The sequence below is a fragment of the Vibrio sp. 1078-1 genome (assembly GCF_033340475.1).
This window is the reverse complement of sequence record NZ_JAWOWM010000020.1, coordinates 16,124-31,738: the sequence shown is the minus strand read 5'-3', so window position 1 is coordinate 31,738 and position 15,615 is coordinate 16,124. Positions and strand designations below refer to the sequence as shown.

Below are 15,615 nucleotides of genomic sequence, written 5' to 3'. Positions count from 1 at the left end.
CATTATGCTTCCACATCAGTTTTTTAAGCTGTTATCCGATGAAACACGCGTACGTTGTTTAATGCTCGTGGCCCGTGAAGGTGAAACTTGCGTTGGTGATTTGGCGTTTGCTCTGCAAGAGAGCCAGCCGAAAGTTTCTCGTCATCTTGCTCAGTTACGGTCCAGTGGCATCTTGGTGGATAAACGCCAAGGGCAATGGGTGTATTACGAGTTATCACAGCAATTGCCAGGTTGGATGCGAAAGTTAATTGAAGACTTAGTGGCATCAAACTGTTTGAAGCAGGAATACCAAGACGACATCACACGCTTACACGATAAAAGTCGTGAGGCTTGCTGTTAACAGCGAATAGAGATTCAAGGTAGAAGATTAGAGGGTAAAACTATGACAATTAAAGTAGGAATTAATGGCTTTGGCCGAATTGGTCGCTTAGCGCTGCGAGCGGCATTTGATTGGCCAGAATTGGAGTTTGTGTTAATCAACGATGTCGCAGGTGACGCCGCTACGCTTGGTCACTTATTAGAATTCGATTCAGTGCAAGGTCGTTGGCATCATGGAGTTCAGGTCGAAGGCAGTGAGCTCGTCATCAACGGCAAGCGTGTCGCCACGACTCAACAACGCGATATCGATGCGGTGAACTGGTCTGATTGTGATGTTGTGATTGAAGCGACAGGCGTACATCGCAAAACATCATTCCTAAACAAATACCTAGAGCAAGGCGTGAAACGTGTCGTGGTAAGCGCACCTGTGAAAGAAGAAGGTATCGCGAACATTGTGGTGGGCGTGAACGACCATATTTTCGACCCTGAAAAACATCGTATCGTGACAGCAGCTTCGTGTACGACTAACTGTATCGCACCTGTGGTTAAAGTCATTCATGAGAAATTGGGTATCGAACAATCTTCTTTTACGACCATTCACGACCTGACGAATACGCAAACTATTTTGGATGCGCCACACAAAGATCTACGCCGTGCAAGAGCATGCGGCATGAGCCTTATCCCGACTACGACGGGTAGCGCGAAGGCGATTGTCGAAATTTTCCCAGAATTAAAAGACAAAATTAATGGTCATGCGGTTCGCGTACCTCTAGCAAACGCATCGTTAACAGACATCATTTTTGATGTGAAGCGTGATACCACAGCAGAAGAAGTGAATGCACTGTTAAAAGAAGCATCTGAAGGTGATTTGAAAGGCATCCTTGGCTTCGAAGAGCGTCCTTTAGTTTCTATCGATTATAAAGGCGACCAACGTTCAACCATCGTTGATGCGCAATCAACCATGGTTGTGGGTTCTCGTATGGTTAAGATTTATGCTTGGTACGATAACGAAATGGGTTATGCAACGCGCACAGCAGAGCTGGTTCGTAACGTTGGTTTGGCTTAAAAGGGGGTCACAATGTCTCATCCTACATGGCAATTAGATTTGGACTCCGGTGCTTTAATCTTAACACCGTGCCCAGGAACGAAAGGTGTCGATTTGCATGCGTCGTTAGAACAGTTGAAAGAGCAGGGTGTTCAAGCGGTCGTTACTGCATTAGATGATAGTGAATTAGCTGCGGAGAATGTCTCTGCATTGGGTGAAGCCACTCAGCAACTGGGTATGAAATGGTTCCAGATCGAGATTGAAGACGACTGCGCACCAAATGAAGAATTTGCGACGAAGTGGCAACAAGCCAGTCCGGAACTGCACGAGATTCTTGCTCAAGGTGGCAAAATTGCGATGCATTGTATGGGTGGTTCGGGGCGCACAGGTTTGTTCGCTGCTCACCTACTCCTAGAAAAGGAATGGCAGTTAGAAGATATCGTGCGAGAAGTGCAGGCATTGCGCCCTGGTGCATTTACAAAACCTGTGCAAGTTGAGTACATCGAACGCGTGGCTCAAGACGCTTGATCAGCTTAAATAGCTTTTGGTTCATTATGATCCAAAAGCTAAATTCGAGCTTCTTCAGGATACGACTGTTTACAAAAAAAGCCATTAATATTAACTAATGCATTGTTTTTAAGGTGTATTTTGCTTTTTATTGATGTTGGGGCATTTTTTAAAAATCACAGCAACATTATATTGGTCAATGTTGCTGTACAGGTTAGAAAGTATTTAGAACATGATGATCTAAATGCTTCTATCGCTGTACATATGAGGTCAATATGATTTCTCAATTAAGCAAAAGTATTCGTCAGTACATGTTAGTGACGTTTAACTATTGGAACTTTACGGTGACCGATGGCGCACTGCGTATGCTGGTGGTGCTCTATTTTCATGACTTAGGTTATTCCACGTTAGCTATTGCCTCACTGTTTCTTTTCTATGAATTTTTTGGTGTGGTGACAAACCTGGTTGGTGGTTGGTTGGGCGCAAGGTTAGGCCTAAATAAAACCATGAACATTGGTTTAGCGATGCAAGTGTTTGCGTTGCTGATGCTCGCAGTACCAAATGCATGGCTGACCATTCCTTGGGTGATGGCAGCGCAAGCTCTGTCGGGGATTGCCAAAGATCTGAACAAAATGAGTGCTAAGAGCGCGATTAAAACGCTAGTACCAGACGAGCAGCAAGGTGCGCTCTACAAATGGGTAGCGATTTTAACTGGCTCGAAGAATGCACTCAAAGGAGCGGGCTTTTTTGTTGGCGGCTTGCTGCTGTCTTGGGTGGGTTTTCAAAACTCGATGTTTATTATGGCGGGTGTACTTACATTAGTGTTTGTTTGCAGCATGATCTGGCTAGAAGCGGACATGGGTAAAGCAAAGAGTAAACCTAAGTTTCGCCAAATATTCTCCAAGTCTGAATCGATAAACATTTTATCCGCAGCTCGCATGTTCTTATTCGGTGCTCGTGATGTGTGGTTTGTCGTTGCTCTGCCTATTTATCTTGGTAGCGTGTTTGGCTGGGATCACTTGTGGGTTGGTAGCTTTCTCGCTGCGTGGGTCATTGCTTATGGGTTTGTGCAAGGCATTGCGCCGCGTATTACTGGCAAAGCGCAAGGTCGTGTGCCTGATGGTAGTGCAGCATTGGTGTGGGCAGGAGTCCTAGCGTTAATTACGGCTGGTATTGCTTATGGTGTGCAAATCGGTTGGCAGCCTGAATTGGTGATTGTGGTAGGTTTGATGATTTTTGGCGCTGTGTTTGCCATTAACTCTTCGCTGCACTCGTACTTGATAGTGAGCTACGCTAAAGGCGATGGCGTCTCGTTGGATGTCGGTTTTTATTACATGGCCAATGCGATGGGACGTTTGATTGGCACGGTATTATCGGGTTGGATCTACCAAGAGGCTGGTCTTGCGGCGTGCTTATGGGTTTCTTTTGCTTTCTTGGCACTGACGACGCTGATTTCAATTAAGTTGCCAAAAGCTGATGTTGCTACTGCGTAACTATCCCCAGTATCGCTATCTGTAGATGGTATAAATGGCTCCAAATCGGAGCCATTTTTGTTTCTTATGCGCCGTTTGGTGTAATCAGATTGTGTCGGTTTGGCATGGAGAGTGAATACTGATGCTTGGTTTTTGGTTCTCGTTAAGTGATTAGAGTGGTGATGAAATCCCCGTTGTAGGTCATTGTTGAGTTAAAAATAAGCAAAAACAGATTGTTAACTATTTCACTGGTTGAGATTTACCCTATGCTATAAACGATAAGCGACTCAAAGTAGGGAAAGGTATGAGAGAAAGGGTTCTGTTTTTTGATTTATTGCGCTGCTTCGCAGCGGTAGCAGTGATCGCCATTCACGTCTTGGCACCGTATCGAAATGAGTTAGGAGTGATTCCATTTGACCAATGGCTGACAGCGGTAGGCGTGAATAGCGTAACCCGCTGGGCAGTGCCAGTTTTTATTTTGATCACCGGAGCGCTAATGCTCAGTGACACTCGACCATTTGACGGTAAGTATTATATCAAAAGGCGTTTGGGCAAAGTTTTAGTTCCATTTCTTATTTGGTCGATGTTTTATGCATACCTTTCAGGCTGGACTTCTCAAGGCTTTGATTTTGAAACCGTAAAAGAGGTATTAAGCAATAGCCCATTCCAAGCAACGTATTACCATCTCGGCTTTTTCTATTACTTTATACCACTGTATTTTGTGATTCCGCTGTTTCAATGGATGGTACGCAACGTGGATGACAACGTCTTGTATACCTATCTCGCATTTTGGCTTTTCACCAGCACTCTGTTCTTGTTCAAGATTGATGGCCCTTGGAGTAATCAGATGTGGCTTTATATGGGTTACCTTCCACTGGGGTATGTTTTATTTCAAAAGGTACCTTTGAATCGCTCTATGGTGACCTTATTTGTTGGGCTAGGACTCGTGGCGTTGGCAGTGACCTTTACGATGGTTGTGACAAATAGCTTAGAGGCGGAGAAGTATACGGTTGGGCGCTGGCTCTCTTATAAAACACTGAATGTGATTCTAGCGGCTTCGATGATTTTTATGATCGGGCGTTACTTTGGTGAAGGCTTATCACCAAAAGTACAAAAAGTGGTCAGTGTGATCAGTCAGCACAGCTTGGGGATTTACTTACTTCACCCTATTTTCTTATGGCCGATGAAAGAGTTCGGTTGGTACACAGGACATCCTGCTTGGGTGATTCCAGTCTGGATCGTTCTAAGTGGATCTGGAGCCTTGGCGATGAGCTATCTCTTTTCTCGTTCTGCCAAGACTCGTTGGTTACTGCCTTAACGTTTGATAGCGAAGTGAAGGAACTTGTTGCCGCGATAGGTCAGTGTTCCCTTATCTCCAGGGTTGAGTGCATGGTAGTAATGCACTCCAATTTGGAATTCACGCTTTGGACCGATAGAACCACGTTGAACGTAAATCCAATACTCTTGATCGTCTTGACCTGGTGGTGCGTTTGGTATGTCTATCGCTTGTTTATCTAAAACCGTTACCTGCGCGCTTTGCTCTGGAGCGTCTTCGCCCACATAGTGCTTACTATAAAAACGGAAAAACACCCACGCGCCCAAGGCAATAAGGGCGAATAGGGCGAAAATAAGTGAGATTGGCATATTAACCTCCAATGTTTTATCGGGTCCCATTCTACAGAACTCGCTGACGAAACGATGAGTTGAGGTAACTTATTCATAATCTAATGAAAGGGACATGAATTTTATTCGGCGCACTTCACGGTTTATCTCAATGGGGACGCGATGAAATTGTTGCTTCATCTGTAAGCTACGTCACTAAAGCTGAACTAAGCAGCTTTCACTTGTCTGGCTATATGAGCTCAAGGGCACAAATTGAAAGTAAAATTGCACTTAACGGCTCGAAAAAGCTCTAAATTTATAGAAGAATAAAAATAATGAACATAGGAAGGGTCTGGTAAGGAGGGTTACGATGTCAGATATTGAAAAAGTAGTCATGCGTACCCGAACGATCGAAAAACTTTTGCGTACTCAGTACCATGCAGAAGGGAAAGGGTTGCACCAACTTATTAATAGTTGTGAAGAACGTTTACCGCATGACGTGATAGCAAAGCTTCGATTCATCGCAACCGTGCGTAACAAAGTGGTGCACGAAGACGATTACAAGCTGGATGATCGTAAAGGCTTTATGGCGGCATGTGATGCTTGTGAAAAAGAGCTGACACCAAGAAGCTCTCGCTTTATTTGGCGTACAGCAATTTTGCTAATGACGTTGATTACGCTGGCCGCTCTTGGTTTCTACTATATGCACTGGGATATTTTGTCTAAGCACATTCAGTAGAGCTATACAGATAAATAAAAAAGGACGCATTTGCGTCCTTTTTTATTTTAAATCATTGGGTTAGTACATCATTGGCAGTGTCATTAAACCCACAACCACTGCAATCATAACCAGCCCTTGTTTTTGAGAAGATGAAATCATAACACTACCCCTTAATCTTTGATGAACTCGATGAATTTAATATAGCACTGTTTTTGGGGTTTGATCAACATATGCTCGTTAATCTTTTCAAAAACCACACTTAACTTGTCTGGTTTTACGTGATTCTGACTAATGAAACTATGTTTTTTGTGCTGTATTTAAAGTGTTCACATTGTTTTATTTCTATCCTTTTTTGTTTTAAGTGTATGATTTTATAATGTTAAATGGTTTGTGATGTTGGCTTTGTAATTGTTTTTTGTTTCGAGTGGTATGTTGGGTGTTTATTTTGTCTGTATTTCTCAAAAATTGAGAAAATTAAAAAATGTGCTATGAGGTTGCATCGTCAAATCGAAAGCATGGAGTGAGATTTTCTTACCTTATGAGAAAATATGGGCTTCAAAAGTGTTTAGTGATTCTATGGTTTATGAAGTCCGCACTTTTATCTGTTATTGAAATTATGGTTTTATTTATCATTGACTTACTTTTCTTGTCTGATGTTTTTTTTACTGAATTAAGGTCGGTTTTCTTAGTTTTTACCCCTAGTCATCAGTGGTTTCTCCTCTCTTAGAGCGCTACTAAGACTATTTTCTATTTTGTGTCTGTTATTTATTCTTGTTGCCTGCATTACATACATCCTGGTGGTTTAATCGTCAGTTTGTGAAATGGCGGCTTACCTGGAGCACTTATCTGTTTTTCAGTTAAATAGTTTTAGAAAGCGTTGGTTATTGTGTCGTGTGATTTGATGGGTTCGGCTGATGAGCAAAGCTTGGCCCCAATGTTTAGTGGCATCATTCAGGCTCATCGGCTTTATTATTACGTAGGCTGAGGGTTACAAAATGTTTCGAATCGCTAGCGAGATCCAACTTTCGTAGATTGTGTCTTTACATCAAAACTGGTCTACCTAGACTAGCGGCGAGTTTAAGTAAAAGGTGTATACTGCATGTGGAGTTGGCTGGCGATAGGGCTATCAGGTGTGTATTCCGTGTTGGGAGCAAAGCAAGCTAACCCGACACAATCCCTCGTGTTTAAAATCTTTACTCTGCTACTTCTTCTTGTGTTGGTGTTAACTCAAGGTGCATCCGCAACATATACCTACTGGATTGCGGGTGGGCTGATTGTGTCTATGGTGGCAGATACGCTGCACTCGTTTAAAACTCGTAAGCTAATCTATTTTACGGCTTATCTGGTTGCCCAGGTATGCTACAGCAAGTCATTTTGGGTGCAGCTTAATGGTGAGATTGTCTGGTGGCTGTTGGCCCTGCTGCTTGCAGCGAGTATCGTGGCGTTCTTTTTGTTGCTGCCTCAACTCGACTCTCTGGTATTCCCTGTTGTGATCATGGGGATGATGCTGGTTCAACTTGCTTGGGCAGCCGGTGAAGTTTGGTTACAAGTGCCGAGTTACGCCAATGCTATCGGCTTTAGCGGAACCTTAGTTTTGATCTATTCGGCGCTGGCATACGCGATACACGGTTATCGAAAACCGATGAAACACGCCTATTTGTGGGTGAGTGGCAGTTACTTTTTTGCTCATGCCCTCATTGTTGCCTCAATCATTTACTAATTTAAGTCAAAGCAGCTCTTGAGGATTTCAGTAGACTGAACGCATTGTTCTTAATAACTGGAGTCAATAATGAGTGAAATCCATGCTCACGAGCTGCTAAACCTACTTAGAGAAACACCAATGGATCGCGAAGCCCTCACACAGCACTTTGGTGCTAGCGTTCGCTTTCACACCTGTAAACTGAATGATCTAGACTTAGATGCATTACTAGCATTTTTGCTCAAGCGCGACAAAATTCGTGAGCTTGAAGGTAAGTTTGTGGTCAATATGGCGCGAGTTTGCAATCACTAAACGGCGGCTAAGATCGAGGGTGACTATGGTGTTTTCGCCCTCAGTCATATACTCATGTTGTCAGTTTGCTATACACTGGCCGCCATTTTTTAGGTGAGGCCAGAATATGGACATTCTTTCTGCAGCGACCATGCTGTTTCTAATCATGGACCCTCTCGGTAACTTGCCGATTGTGTTGTCTATTCTCAAACATATCGATCCCAAGCGTCGTCGTAAGGTATTGATTCGTGAACTATTGTTTGCCTTACTGATCTTGATGCTATTTCTGTTTGCAGGACAAAGCATCTTAAGTTTTTTGCATGTCCAGCCAGAAACGCTCAGCATTTCTGGTGGCATTATTCTCTTCATTATTGCGATTAAGATGATTTTCCCGAGTGCTGGCAGCATCACTGGACTGGCAGCAGGCGAGGAGCCCTTTATTGTTCCGATGGCCATTCCTATGATCGCGGGCCCTTCAGTGATTGCAGCCTTGCTTTTACTGTCTTCGCAACATCCAGAGAAAATGTTGGAAATGTCAGCATCAGTCGTAATTGCGTGGGGCGCAACATTTTTTATACTGATGTTTTATGGCTTCTTTAATCGCTTGTTGGGTGAACGTGGCTTGAAGGCGGTAGAACGCTTAATGGGCTTGTTACTGGTGATGATCTCCACTCAAATGTTCTTGGATGGTGTAAAAAGTTACATTGGGTGACGAACGAAACGCAGAAAAAAAGCCGCTCACAAGAGCGGCTTTTTCGTATCTGAGCGATTACATCATGTGTTTACGACGAATATCGAGTAGGGCAAAAATACCAAAAATCAGGATTGAATATTTTTCCCAACTGCTCATTTTTATTTTGTCGCCAAATGCACCAATGAAGATGGCCATTTGTAAACCGTGCATGATGAACAAAAAAGCGGTCATGATGTAAAGCGCAATCGCGGCATTGCCGGGGAAGGGCATAAAAATATTTAGGATTAATACTAACCAAACAAAGGCGATAGCCGCTTTGGCCAGCATAATTAGTGCTTTCATTTAAGTATCCTTTTAAATCGAGGCGTTATGCGGAGGTACGTTCGTACAGACGATAGCTCACTTGGCCTGCTGTTTTTTCTCGATGTAATTGCCAGTTTTCTGGTAAGTCGGCAATATTGAGTTCTTTTTCTGTTTCAATATAAATCATCGCATCTTCCGCGAGCCAGCCATTTTGTTCTAGCAGAGCCACGGTCTCATCCAATAGGCCTTTGCGAAACGGTGGGTCAATAAACACCACATGATGAGCAGAACCCGGTTGCTTCAAAAAACTCAGTGCGTCGGTATTTACCACTTGGATGTTGTTCGCGTTAAGAGAGGCAACATTCTTTTGTAACTGTTGGAAAGCTTGTGGGTTTAGCTCAACCATGGTCACTTGCTCTGCTTGGCGCGAAGCTGACTCAAATCCCAAGCCGCCAGAGCCAGCAAACAAGTCGAGACATTTTGCCTGTGGTACATCTTGAGCTAACCAGTTAAACAGCGTTTCTTTGACGCGATCGGTCGTGGGGCGTAAGCCTTCAGCATCGTGTACAGGAAGTTTTCTGCCTCTCCATAAGCCACTAATAATGCGAACAAAGCCCGTTGTTGGCTTTTTTTGTGATGAGTTTTGCTGGCGACGTCTTACCATAGATTTTTTGACCGCTAATAAAGTGATACTATATCTAATCGCCCAAGCAATGAGCTTGGAGCTTGGATACAGCCCAGAATATTCAAGATGACAGAGTGTAACACTAATAAGATTAGAATTACCTAATCGGAAAGTTTTCAGAACTTTGTCATTAGCCTTTTTTAGACAGATAATAATCTTGTCAAAAAAGAGTCATTAATAGATAAAAGAACAATCTAGGATAGCCCCAGATGACGGAAAAAAAGAAGCGCGGATTACTTTCGTGGCTAGGTTTTGGTGACGAAGAACAAAGCCCAAAACCAAAAACTGAAGAAACAGTAAAAGAAGAAGCAGTGGAAGCGCCTTCTGAAGAGCAGCAAACCGAAGCGGTTGCTGAGCAAGCGGAAGCAACGCCAGAACTTGAAGAAGAAGAGAAACAATCAGAGGCTGCCCCAGCAGAAGCAGAAGCAGAAGCAGAAGCAGAAGCAGAAGCAGAAGCAGAGGAGCCAGAAGTCGTATCGGCCGCGCCTCGTGTTCAAGAACAAGAAAAGCCAACAGAAAGCTTTTTTGCTCGTCTTAAACGCAGCCTAAGCCGAACAAAAGCAAATATTGGTGCTGGCTTCTTCGGTCTGTTCAGCGGTAAGAAAATCGATGAAGACTTATTTGAAGAGCTAGAAGAGCAACTGCTTATTGCTGATGTGGGCATGAATACCACAACAAAAATTATCAACAACCTGACAGAAAAAGCCACACGTGGCGATCTGAAAGACGGCGAAGCCCTTTATGGTTTGTTGAAAGAAGAAATGGCTGAGATTCTTTCTAAAGTCGAACAGCCACTAGAAATCGATAGCAACAAAACGCCTTACGTCATCTTGATGGTGGGTGTAAATGGCGTGGGTAAAACCACGACCATCGGTAAGCTTGCCAAGCAGTTCCAAACTCAAGGCAAAAAAGTGATGCTTGCAGCGGGAGATACTTTCCGTGCCGCAGCGGTTGAGCAGCTACAAGTGTGGGGTGAACGTAATAATGTTCCTGTGATTGCTCAACATACTGGCGCAGACAGTGCCTCTGTTATCTATGATGCGATTGAAGCGGCAAAAGCACGTGGTGTGGATGTGGTGATTGCTGATACAGCAGGTCGTCTACAGAACAAAGCGAACCTAATGGAAGAGCTGCGTAAGATTGTACGTGTGATGAAGAAAATTGATGACTCTGCACCACATGAGATCATGCTAACGCTTGACGCAGGTACAGGACAAAATGCCATTAGCCAAGCGAAACTTTTCAGTGATGTTGCCCCTCTAACCGGGATTACTTTGACTAAGCTGGATGGTACAGCCAAGGGCGGCGTAATTTTCGCTATCGCTGATCAGTTCGGTATTCCAATTCGTTACATTGGTGTGGGTGAAGGTATCGAAGACTTGCGTCCATTTGAAACTCAAGAGTTTATTGACGCACTGTTTAGTCGTGAAGAATAAAAAGAGTTAGAGGAAATCAACGGTGATCAAATTTCAGCAAGTAAGCAAAGCTTACCGAGGTGGTCGACAAGCACTGCAAAAAGTCGATTTTCACCTGAGGCGCGGTGAAATGGCGTTTTTAGGCGGACATTCCGGGGCTGGTAAAAGTACCTTGCTGAAATTGATCTGCGCGATAGAGCGACCAACCGATGGCAAAATCCATTTTAATGGCCACGACATCACGCGTATTCCAGGCAAAGACATCCCTTTTTTGCGCCGCAATATTGGGATTGTTTTTCAAGATCATCGCCTATTGATGGATCGCAGTGTGTACGACAATGTCGCTCTGCCAATGCGTATCGAATCGATTTCTGAAAACGAAATCAAACGCCGTGTTTCTGCGGCGTTAGATAAAACGGGCTTACTCGATAAAGCTCGTTGTCTACCTAGTCAACTTTCTGGTGGTGAGCAACAGCGCGTCGGTATTGCCCGTGCTGTGGTTAATCGACCAACGTTGCTGGTGGCTGATGAGCCTACGGGTAACCTTGACCCAGAATTATCCAACCGTGTGTTGCGTCTATTCGAAGAATTTAACCGTGCGGGCGTGACAATCTTACTTGCCACGCACGATGTGGGGTTAGTAAACACTCGCCCACAGTATCGTCATTTTGAATTGAACCAAGGCTTCCTAAGTGAGGTAGAAGACTATGGCAGGTAACAAGCACTCCCAAAAGAAGGGGAAAGGCCGCAGTGCCAAGCGTGCGAATACCGATGGTTTTTTCTCTGTCCACGCAAAACAAGCTAAATCCTCTTTTAGCGCCTTATGGCAACGACCACTAGGCAACATTCTGACCCTAGCGGTCATCTCCATGGCACTTGCCATGCCAGCTTGTTTGTATCTATTGGGGAAAAACGTTGCAGGGGCAGCGGAAGATGTCGCTTCTCCTTCACAAGTTAGTGCTTACTTAGTTGAAGGCATGCCGGATGCGCGAGTGATGGTTCTCAAAGATCAAATTGAAACTTGGCCTTTGGTAAAAGAGGTAGAATATATTTCACCGCAACAAGGTCTATCTGATTTAAGCCAATATGCAGGGTTCGACCAAGCTATCAGTCTTTTAAGTGGCTATGCGCTTCCTGGTGTGTTGGTGATTACGCCAGATTCGGAGCTAAAAAGTGATATTCAGTCATTAGCCAAAGACGTTCGAGAGCAACAAGATGTGACCGACGTGAGACTTGACGAAGACTGGCTGGCGCGTCTTGATGCAATCAAAACTCTCGCGAGTATTATTGTCATTACCCTGACAGTGCTGATGCTCGGTGCGGTATTTTTAATCGTTGGCAATACATTGCGATTTAATGTGCTGGCGAATAAAGAAGAGATTCAAACCATGAAACTGATCGGTGCGACGGACAGTTTCATTCTGCGCCCTTACTTGTACACAGGTATGTGGTTTGGCGTGTTAGGTGCCACTATTGCGTGGTTGGTAACGGCTTTAGTGACCATTGTCATGAATAGTGCGGTGGAAGACCTTGCTGCGTTGTACGATAGCCAGTTCCGCCTGATTGGTCTAAGTTGGGATGAATCTTTGTTACTAATCATCATTGGGAGTCTTTTGGGATGTATTGCGGCGCGCTTTTCTGCGCAACGACATTTAAAAGAAATTGAACCAGTTTAAGTGATGGCGGTCTTATTACTTGGATTTTATTAGCACTAGCTAATTTTGAACCCTTGCTTAGACCAAATGTTTATGGATAATTGCTTCCCCTTCTTGAAACTTGTTCATTTTGAGTTCAAGATATCGAAGCTAAATTGCAATGTAATGCTCCAGATCAGAGATTGATGAGGAATTGAATGACAAAAGAAGCGTATCCGATGGCTCTAGTCACGCAAGATAGCCTTGATAGCTATATTCGCTCAGTAAACAGCTACCCAATGCTGACTGCAGACGAAGAGCGTGAGCTGGCAGAACGATTACACTATAAAGGTGAGATTGAGGCTGCAAAAGGTCTAATTCTTTCGCACCTACGATTCGTTGTTCACGTTGCTCGTGGTTACTCTGGCTACGGTTTGCCAATGGCGGATCTTGTGCAAGAGGGTAACATCGGTCTAATGAAAGCCGTTAAGCGTTTTAACCCAGAAGTAGGGGTTCGCTTGGTTTCTTTCGCTGTCCACTGGATCAAAGCAGAGATCCACGAATACGTGCTACGTAACTGGCGTATCGTGAAAATTGCGACCACTAAAGCGCAACGTAAATTGTTCTTCAACCTGCGTAAGTCGAAAAAGCGCTTGGGTTGGTTTAACAACGGTGAAGTGGAAACCGTTGCGCGCGAGTTAGGTGTTGAGCCTTCTGAAGTTCGCGAGATGGAATCACGCTTAGCGGCGGTGGATTCAACCTTTGATATGCCAACTGATGAAGACGACAGTTCAAACGCTTACACAGCGCCGATGCTATACCTAGAAGACAAATCGTCTGATGTGGCCGACAACATTGAAGCCGCCAACTGGGAAATGCATACCAACAATCGCTTGGGTCATGCATTAGCGAGTTTGGATGAGCGTAGTCAGCGCATCGTGCGTTCTCGTTGGTTAGATGATGAGAAAGCAACATTGCAAGACTTAGCTGATGAGTTCGGTGTTTCCGCCGAGCGTATTCGCCAGCTAGAAAAAAATGCAATGAAGAAACTAAAATTGGCCGTGGGTGAATTTTAATTTCCACTGCTAATTGAAAGTAAGATTTTCATAGAAAGCCGAGATCATGTGATCTCGGCTTTTTTATTGTCGATCGAAAATCGATAGCGTTTGCGATCCGGATTTTATGTGCTACCTGTGTATAACTCTGTGAAGTAATTATTTATCAACTGTTCGAAACCCGGACAAAATAAGGGATTCAAGCACTTTTCCATCTGGGGATAGTTATAGATATACACACAGTTAGATCAGGATCATCACTACATATTGTGGATCAAAAGATCCAAATACACTTTATCAACGCAATTCACAGCTTTATCCACAAATGGTTGGAATGTGTACACTTTTGGAAAACCTGATTATCCATGTGTCTAAGTTTGCCGTTGGATAGGTTACAATAGCGGCAGTATACCCAAGCAGCTTCAAATATGGATTTTATGCTGTACCACGGGTGCTGATTAGTACGTTAGGTTCGAGGTTGCTTGGGTATATTAATAAGACAATGAGAAAGTAAATGGATCAGTTTAAGCATATCGATGTACAAGGTGCGCAAGCGCTGCTCGAGCAGGGTGATGCGAAGCTTGTAGATATCCGTGACCCTCAATCGTTTGCCGTTGCGCATGCGGAGTCTGCGTATCATTTAACTAACGATACGATCGTTGCGTTTATGGATGAAGTGGAGTTCGAACAACCTATTCTGGTGATGTGTTACCACGGCATTAGTAGCCAAGGTGCGGCGCAATATTTAGTTAACCAAGGCTTTGAACAGGTGTACAGTGTAGATGGTGGCTTTGAAGCCTGGCATCGAGCAGAACTACCGATAGTGAGAAGTTAATGAAGAGATTGGTAACGTTAAATAATCCACGTATGGCGCAAGCCTTTATTGATTATATGGCCTCTCGCCAAATTGACATCGAAATGATGCCTGAAGGGGATGGGCAATTTGCGCTGTGGCTGACTGATAGCCAGCATGAAATAGAAGCGGAAGCCGAACTTAAGCTGTTCCTTGCTAACCCGTCTGATTCAAAATACAGCGCCGCCTCGTGGGACGTTGCCGATACTCGTAAGAGCACATTTCATTATTCCAGCCCGAGTATCATGAGCATGGTCAAAGCGAAAGCTGGCCCCATGACTTTGCTGATCATGACAGTCTGTATCATCATCTACTTGTTACAAATGTTTGGCTTTGGCAATGGCGTGTTTAAGTTGTTGCACTTCCCGGCTTTTGAGGGGCAACAATGGCAAGTGTGGCGATGGCTAAGTCATGCGTTACTGCACTTTTCAGTAACTCACATCGTGTTTAACTTACTATGGTGGTGGCAGTTGGGGGGCGACATCGAACGTCGTCTCGGTTCCGGTAAGCTATTGCAACTCTTTGTGGTGTCGGCAGCGCTTTCAGGGGCAGGCCAGTTCTATGTTGAAGGGGCTAACTTCGGCGGCTTGTCTGGTGTGGTCTATGCACTGCTTGGTTATTTGTGGATATTGGGTTACCGCTTGCCACATTTAGGCCTTACGCTACCCAAGCCAATCATCGTCTTTATGTTGGTATGGTTAGTTCTTGGTTTTGTGCAGCCATTTATGGCGATTGCAAACACCGCTCACTTAGTTGGGCTACTGTCGGGGATGGCGATTGCGCTGTTTGATTCAGGCAAGATGAAATACCAACAGCAAGCCTAAAGCAGATGAAATGAAAAGACCGCTCAAGAGCGGTCTTTTTTATGTTCAAAACGGATTTGGGTTTATTGATAAAGGTATTTTGTAAACAACAAATCGGCAATGATGGTTTTACCTGTTTCAGGCAAAAGCGTTTCGTTGAGGGTCGTCACTAAGGTTTTGCGCAGATCTTCTCGGCCAGACAGGGACTTAATCGTATCTTCTGTTTGCTTACCCAATAATTCAATCACTGCATCGCGAATCAAAGGTTGGTGATGCTCAACAACTGATAAATCTTGTTGACTCATTACCATGATGTCGATGCGCACTTGCACATAACCTAACTTTTTGCCTTTGGTGTAAAAGTTAGTAGTGAGGTCAGGCTCTAGGGTAAAGTATGCCAACTTAGGTCCAGCTTCTTCCGTTTCAGCCCAACTTGGTGCGGCGAATAGTATGGTTAACGCAAAAATAATTTGGGCTATATAACGTTTGTACATATTTCTAACTTTTCTTTCTCTGGA

At 44.1% G+C, this 15,615-nt stretch carries 19 protein-coding genes; 15 read left to right on the top strand and 4 right to left on the bottom strand.

Annotation, left to right across the window (positions count from 1 at the left end):
- Nucleotides 1–4: 4 nt before the first annotated feature.
- The 5 genes from R7190_RS22925 (at nucleotide 5) to R7190_RS22905 (ending at nucleotide 4,660) form a co-directional block, all read left to right on the top strand.
- Complete coding sequence (locus R7190_RS22925) at nucleotides 5–340, top strand: metalloregulator ArsR/SmtB family transcription factor (RefSeq protein WP_005378730.1); 336 nt, start codon at nucleotides 5–7, stop codon at nucleotides 338–340.
- A 42-nt stretch (nucleotides 341–382) separates the two neighbouring features.
- Nucleotides 383–1,384 (top strand): ArsJ-associated glyceraldehyde-3-phosphate dehydrogenase, encoded by a 1,002-nt coding sequence (locus tag R7190_RS22920; RefSeq protein WP_005383630.1) that lies wholly within the window; start codon nucleotides 383–385, stop codon nucleotides 1,382–1,384.
- Between the two features lie 12 nt (nucleotides 1,385–1,396).
- Entirely contained in the window at nucleotides 1,397–1,891 is a 495-nt protein-coding gene (locus R7190_RS22915) for a cyclin-dependent kinase inhibitor 3 family protein (protein WP_186584594.1), read from the top strand.
- 254 nt (nucleotides 1,892–2,145) lie between these two features.
- Nucleotides 2,146–3,363 carry an organoarsenical effux MFS transporter ArsJ gene (gene arsJ / locus R7190_RS22910; protein WP_054575539.1) on the top strand — a complete coding sequence of 406 codons (1,218 nt, stop codon included), beginning with the start codon at nucleotides 2,146–2,148 and terminating at the stop codon, nucleotides 3,361–3,363.
- 283 nt (nucleotides 3,364–3,646) lie between these two features.
- Nucleotides 3,647–4,660: an acyltransferase gene (locus tag R7190_RS22905; protein WP_132937315.1), complete on the top strand. Its 1,014-nt coding sequence runs from the start codon at nucleotides 3,647–3,649 to the stop codon at nucleotides 4,658–4,660.
- On the opposite strand, the gene R7190_RS22900 is transcribed toward R7190_RS22905, so the two are convergent.
- A complete protein-coding gene (locus R7190_RS22900; protein ID WP_005378719.1) occupies nucleotides 4,657–4,986 on the bottom strand; it encodes a DUF2500 domain-containing protein in 330 nt (109 codons plus the stop codon). The genes R7190_RS22905 and R7190_RS22900 overlap by 4 nt on opposite strands.
- A gap of 328 nt (nucleotides 4,987–5,314) precedes the next feature.
- On the opposite strand from R7190_RS22900, the gene R7190_RS22895 reads away from it, so the two are divergent.
- From R7190_RS22895 to R7190_RS22880, 4 genes are all read left to right on the top strand, one after another.
- A complete protein-coding gene (locus R7190_RS22895) occupies nucleotides 5,315–5,683 on the top strand; it encodes a hypothetical protein (protein ID WP_005378717.1) in 369 nt (122 codons plus the stop codon).
- A gap of 1,081 nt (nucleotides 5,684–6,764) precedes the next feature.
- A complete protein-coding gene (locus R7190_RS22890) occupies nucleotides 6,765–7,385 on the top strand; it encodes a lysoplasmalogenase (protein ID WP_005389670.1) in 621 nt (206 codons plus the stop codon).
- A 69-nt stretch (nucleotides 7,386–7,454) separates the two neighbouring features.
- Nucleotides 7,455–7,676, top strand: coding sequence for a YecH family metal-binding protein (locus tag R7190_RS22885; protein ID WP_005378711.1), 222 nt, complete (start codon nucleotides 7,455–7,457; stop codon nucleotides 7,674–7,676).
- Between the two features lie 106 nt (nucleotides 7,677–7,782).
- On the top strand, nucleotides 7,783–8,367 hold the full coding sequence (locus R7190_RS22880) for a YhgN family NAAT transporter (RefSeq protein ID WP_005389671.1): 585 nt from the start codon (nucleotides 7,783–7,785) through the stop codon (nucleotides 8,365–8,367).
- Between the two features lie 57 nt (nucleotides 8,368–8,424).
- Here the strand turns inward: R7190_RS22880 and R7190_RS22875 are convergent, their stop codons facing one another.
- Together R7190_RS22875 and rsmD are read right to left on the bottom strand one after the other, a co-directional pair.
- Nucleotides 8,425–8,691 carry a DUF1145 domain-containing protein gene (locus tag R7190_RS22875; RefSeq protein ID WP_005378704.1) on the bottom strand — a complete coding sequence of 89 codons (267 nt, stop codon included), beginning with the start codon at nucleotides 8,689–8,691 and terminating at the stop codon, nucleotides 8,425–8,427.
- Between the two features lie 25 nt (nucleotides 8,692–8,716).
- Nucleotides 8,717–9,316, bottom strand: a complete 600-nt coding sequence (gene rsmD, locus R7190_RS22870; RefSeq protein WP_005378702.1) for a 16S rRNA (guanine(966)-N(2))-methyltransferase RsmD — start codon at nucleotides 9,314–9,316, stop codon at nucleotides 8,717–8,719.
- A gap of 230 nt (nucleotides 9,317–9,546) precedes the next feature.
- Here rsmD and ftsY point away from each other — a divergent pair, with 230 nt between their 5' ends.
- From ftsY to glpG, 6 genes are all read left to right on the top strand, one after another.
- Complete coding sequence (gene ftsY, locus R7190_RS22865) at nucleotides 9,547–10,773, top strand: signal recognition particle-docking protein FtsY (RefSeq protein WP_005389672.1); 1,227 nt, start codon at nucleotides 9,547–9,549, stop codon at nucleotides 10,771–10,773.
- Nucleotides 10,774–10,795: 22 nt separating this feature from the next.
- Entirely contained in the window at nucleotides 10,796–11,470 is a 675-nt protein-coding gene (gene ftsE, locus R7190_RS22860; RefSeq protein ID WP_005378697.1) for a cell division ATP-binding protein FtsE, read from the top strand.
- Nucleotides 11,460–12,428 carry a permease-like cell division protein FtsX gene (gene ftsX / locus R7190_RS22855; protein ID WP_005378695.1) on the top strand — a complete coding sequence of 323 codons (969 nt, stop codon included), beginning with the start codon at nucleotides 11,460–11,462 and terminating at the stop codon, nucleotides 12,426–12,428. Before ftsE ends, ftsX begins: the two co-directional genes overlap by 11 nt.
- 176 nt (nucleotides 12,429–12,604) lie before the next feature.
- Entirely contained in the window at nucleotides 12,605–13,462 is an 858-nt protein-coding gene (rpoH, locus tag R7190_RS22850) for an RNA polymerase sigma factor RpoH (protein WP_005378693.1), read from the top strand.
- A gap of 493 nt (nucleotides 13,463–13,955) precedes the next feature.
- Nucleotides 13,956–14,276: a thiosulfate sulfurtransferase GlpE gene (gene glpE / locus R7190_RS22845; protein WP_005378691.1), complete on the top strand. Its 321-nt coding sequence runs from the start codon at nucleotides 13,956–13,958 to the stop codon at nucleotides 14,274–14,276.
- On the top strand, nucleotides 14,276–15,118 hold the full coding sequence (glpG, locus tag R7190_RS22840; RefSeq protein ID WP_017636076.1) for a rhomboid family intramembrane serine protease GlpG: 843 nt from the start codon (nucleotides 14,276–14,278) through the stop codon (nucleotides 15,116–15,118). The genes glpE and glpG overlap by 1 nt, the downstream gene beginning before the upstream one ends.
- Before the next feature lie 62 nt (nucleotides 15,119–15,180).
- On the opposite strand, the gene R7190_RS22835 is transcribed toward glpG, so the two are convergent.
- Complete coding sequence (locus tag R7190_RS22835) at nucleotides 15,181–15,591, bottom strand: flagellar basal body-associated protein FliL (protein WP_005378687.1); 411 nt, start codon at nucleotides 15,589–15,591, stop codon at nucleotides 15,181–15,183.
- Nucleotides 15,592–15,615: the final 24 nt, after the last annotated feature.

Bases quoted from the DNA above. Each gene is read 5' to 3' on its own strand.
- R7190_RS22925 (WP_005378730.1), top strand. From the start codon at position 5: ATGCTTCCACATCAGTTTTTTAAGCTGTTATCCGATGAAACACGCGTA.
- R7190_RS22920 (WP_005383630.1), top strand. From the start codon at position 383: ATGACAATTAAAGTAGGAATTAATGGCTTTGGCCGAATTGGTCGCTTA.
- R7190_RS22915 (WP_186584594.1), top strand. From the start codon at position 1,397: ATGTCTCATCCTACATGGCAATTAGATTTGGACTCCGGTGCTTTAATC.
- arsJ (WP_054575539.1), top strand. From the start codon at position 2,146: ATGATTTCTCAATTAAGCAAAAGTATTCGTCAGTACATGTTAGTGACG.
- R7190_RS22905 (WP_132937315.1), top strand. From the start codon at position 3,647: ATGAGAGAAAGGGTTCTGTTTTTTGATTTATTGCGCTGCTTCGCAGCG.
- R7190_RS22900 (WP_005378719.1), bottom strand. From the start codon at position 4,986: ATGCCAATCTCACTTATTTTCGCCCTATTCGCCCTTATTGCCTTGGGC.
- R7190_RS22895 (WP_005378717.1), top strand. From the start codon at position 5,315: ATGTCAGATATTGAAAAAGTAGTCATGCGTACCCGAACGATCGAAAAA.
- R7190_RS22890 (WP_005389670.1), top strand. From the start codon at position 6,765: ATGTGGAGTTGGCTGGCGATAGGGCTATCAGGTGTGTATTCCGTGTTG.
- R7190_RS22885 (WP_005378711.1), top strand. From the start codon at position 7,455: ATGAGTGAAATCCATGCTCACGAGCTGCTAAACCTACTTAGAGAAACA.
- R7190_RS22880 (WP_005389671.1), top strand. From the start codon at position 7,783: ATGGACATTCTTTCTGCAGCGACCATGCTGTTTCTAATCATGGACCCT.
- R7190_RS22875 (WP_005378704.1), bottom strand. From the start codon at position 8,691: ATGAAAGCACTAATTATGCTGGCCAAAGCGGCTATCGCCTTTGTTTGG.
- rsmD (WP_005378702.1), bottom strand. From the start codon at position 9,316: ATGGTAAGACGTCGCCAGCAAAACTCATCACAAAAAAAGCCAACAACG.
- ftsY (WP_005389672.1), top strand. From the start codon at position 9,547: ATGACGGAAAAAAAGAAGCGCGGATTACTTTCGTGGCTAGGTTTTGGT.
- ftsX (WP_005378695.1), top strand. From the start codon at position 11,460: ATGGCAGGTAACAAGCACTCCCAAAAGAAGGGGAAAGGCCGCAGTGCC.
- rpoH (WP_005378693.1), top strand. From the start codon at position 12,605: ATGACAAAAGAAGCGTATCCGATGGCTCTAGTCACGCAAGATAGCCTT.
- glpE (WP_005378691.1), top strand. From the start codon at position 13,956: ATGGATCAGTTTAAGCATATCGATGTACAAGGTGCGCAAGCGCTGCTC.
- glpG (WP_017636076.1), top strand. From the start codon at position 14,276: ATGAAGAGATTGGTAACGTTAAATAATCCACGTATGGCGCAAGCCTTT.
- R7190_RS22835 (WP_005378687.1), bottom strand. From the start codon at position 15,591: ATGTACAAACGTTATATAGCCCAAATTATTTTTGCGTTAACCATACTA.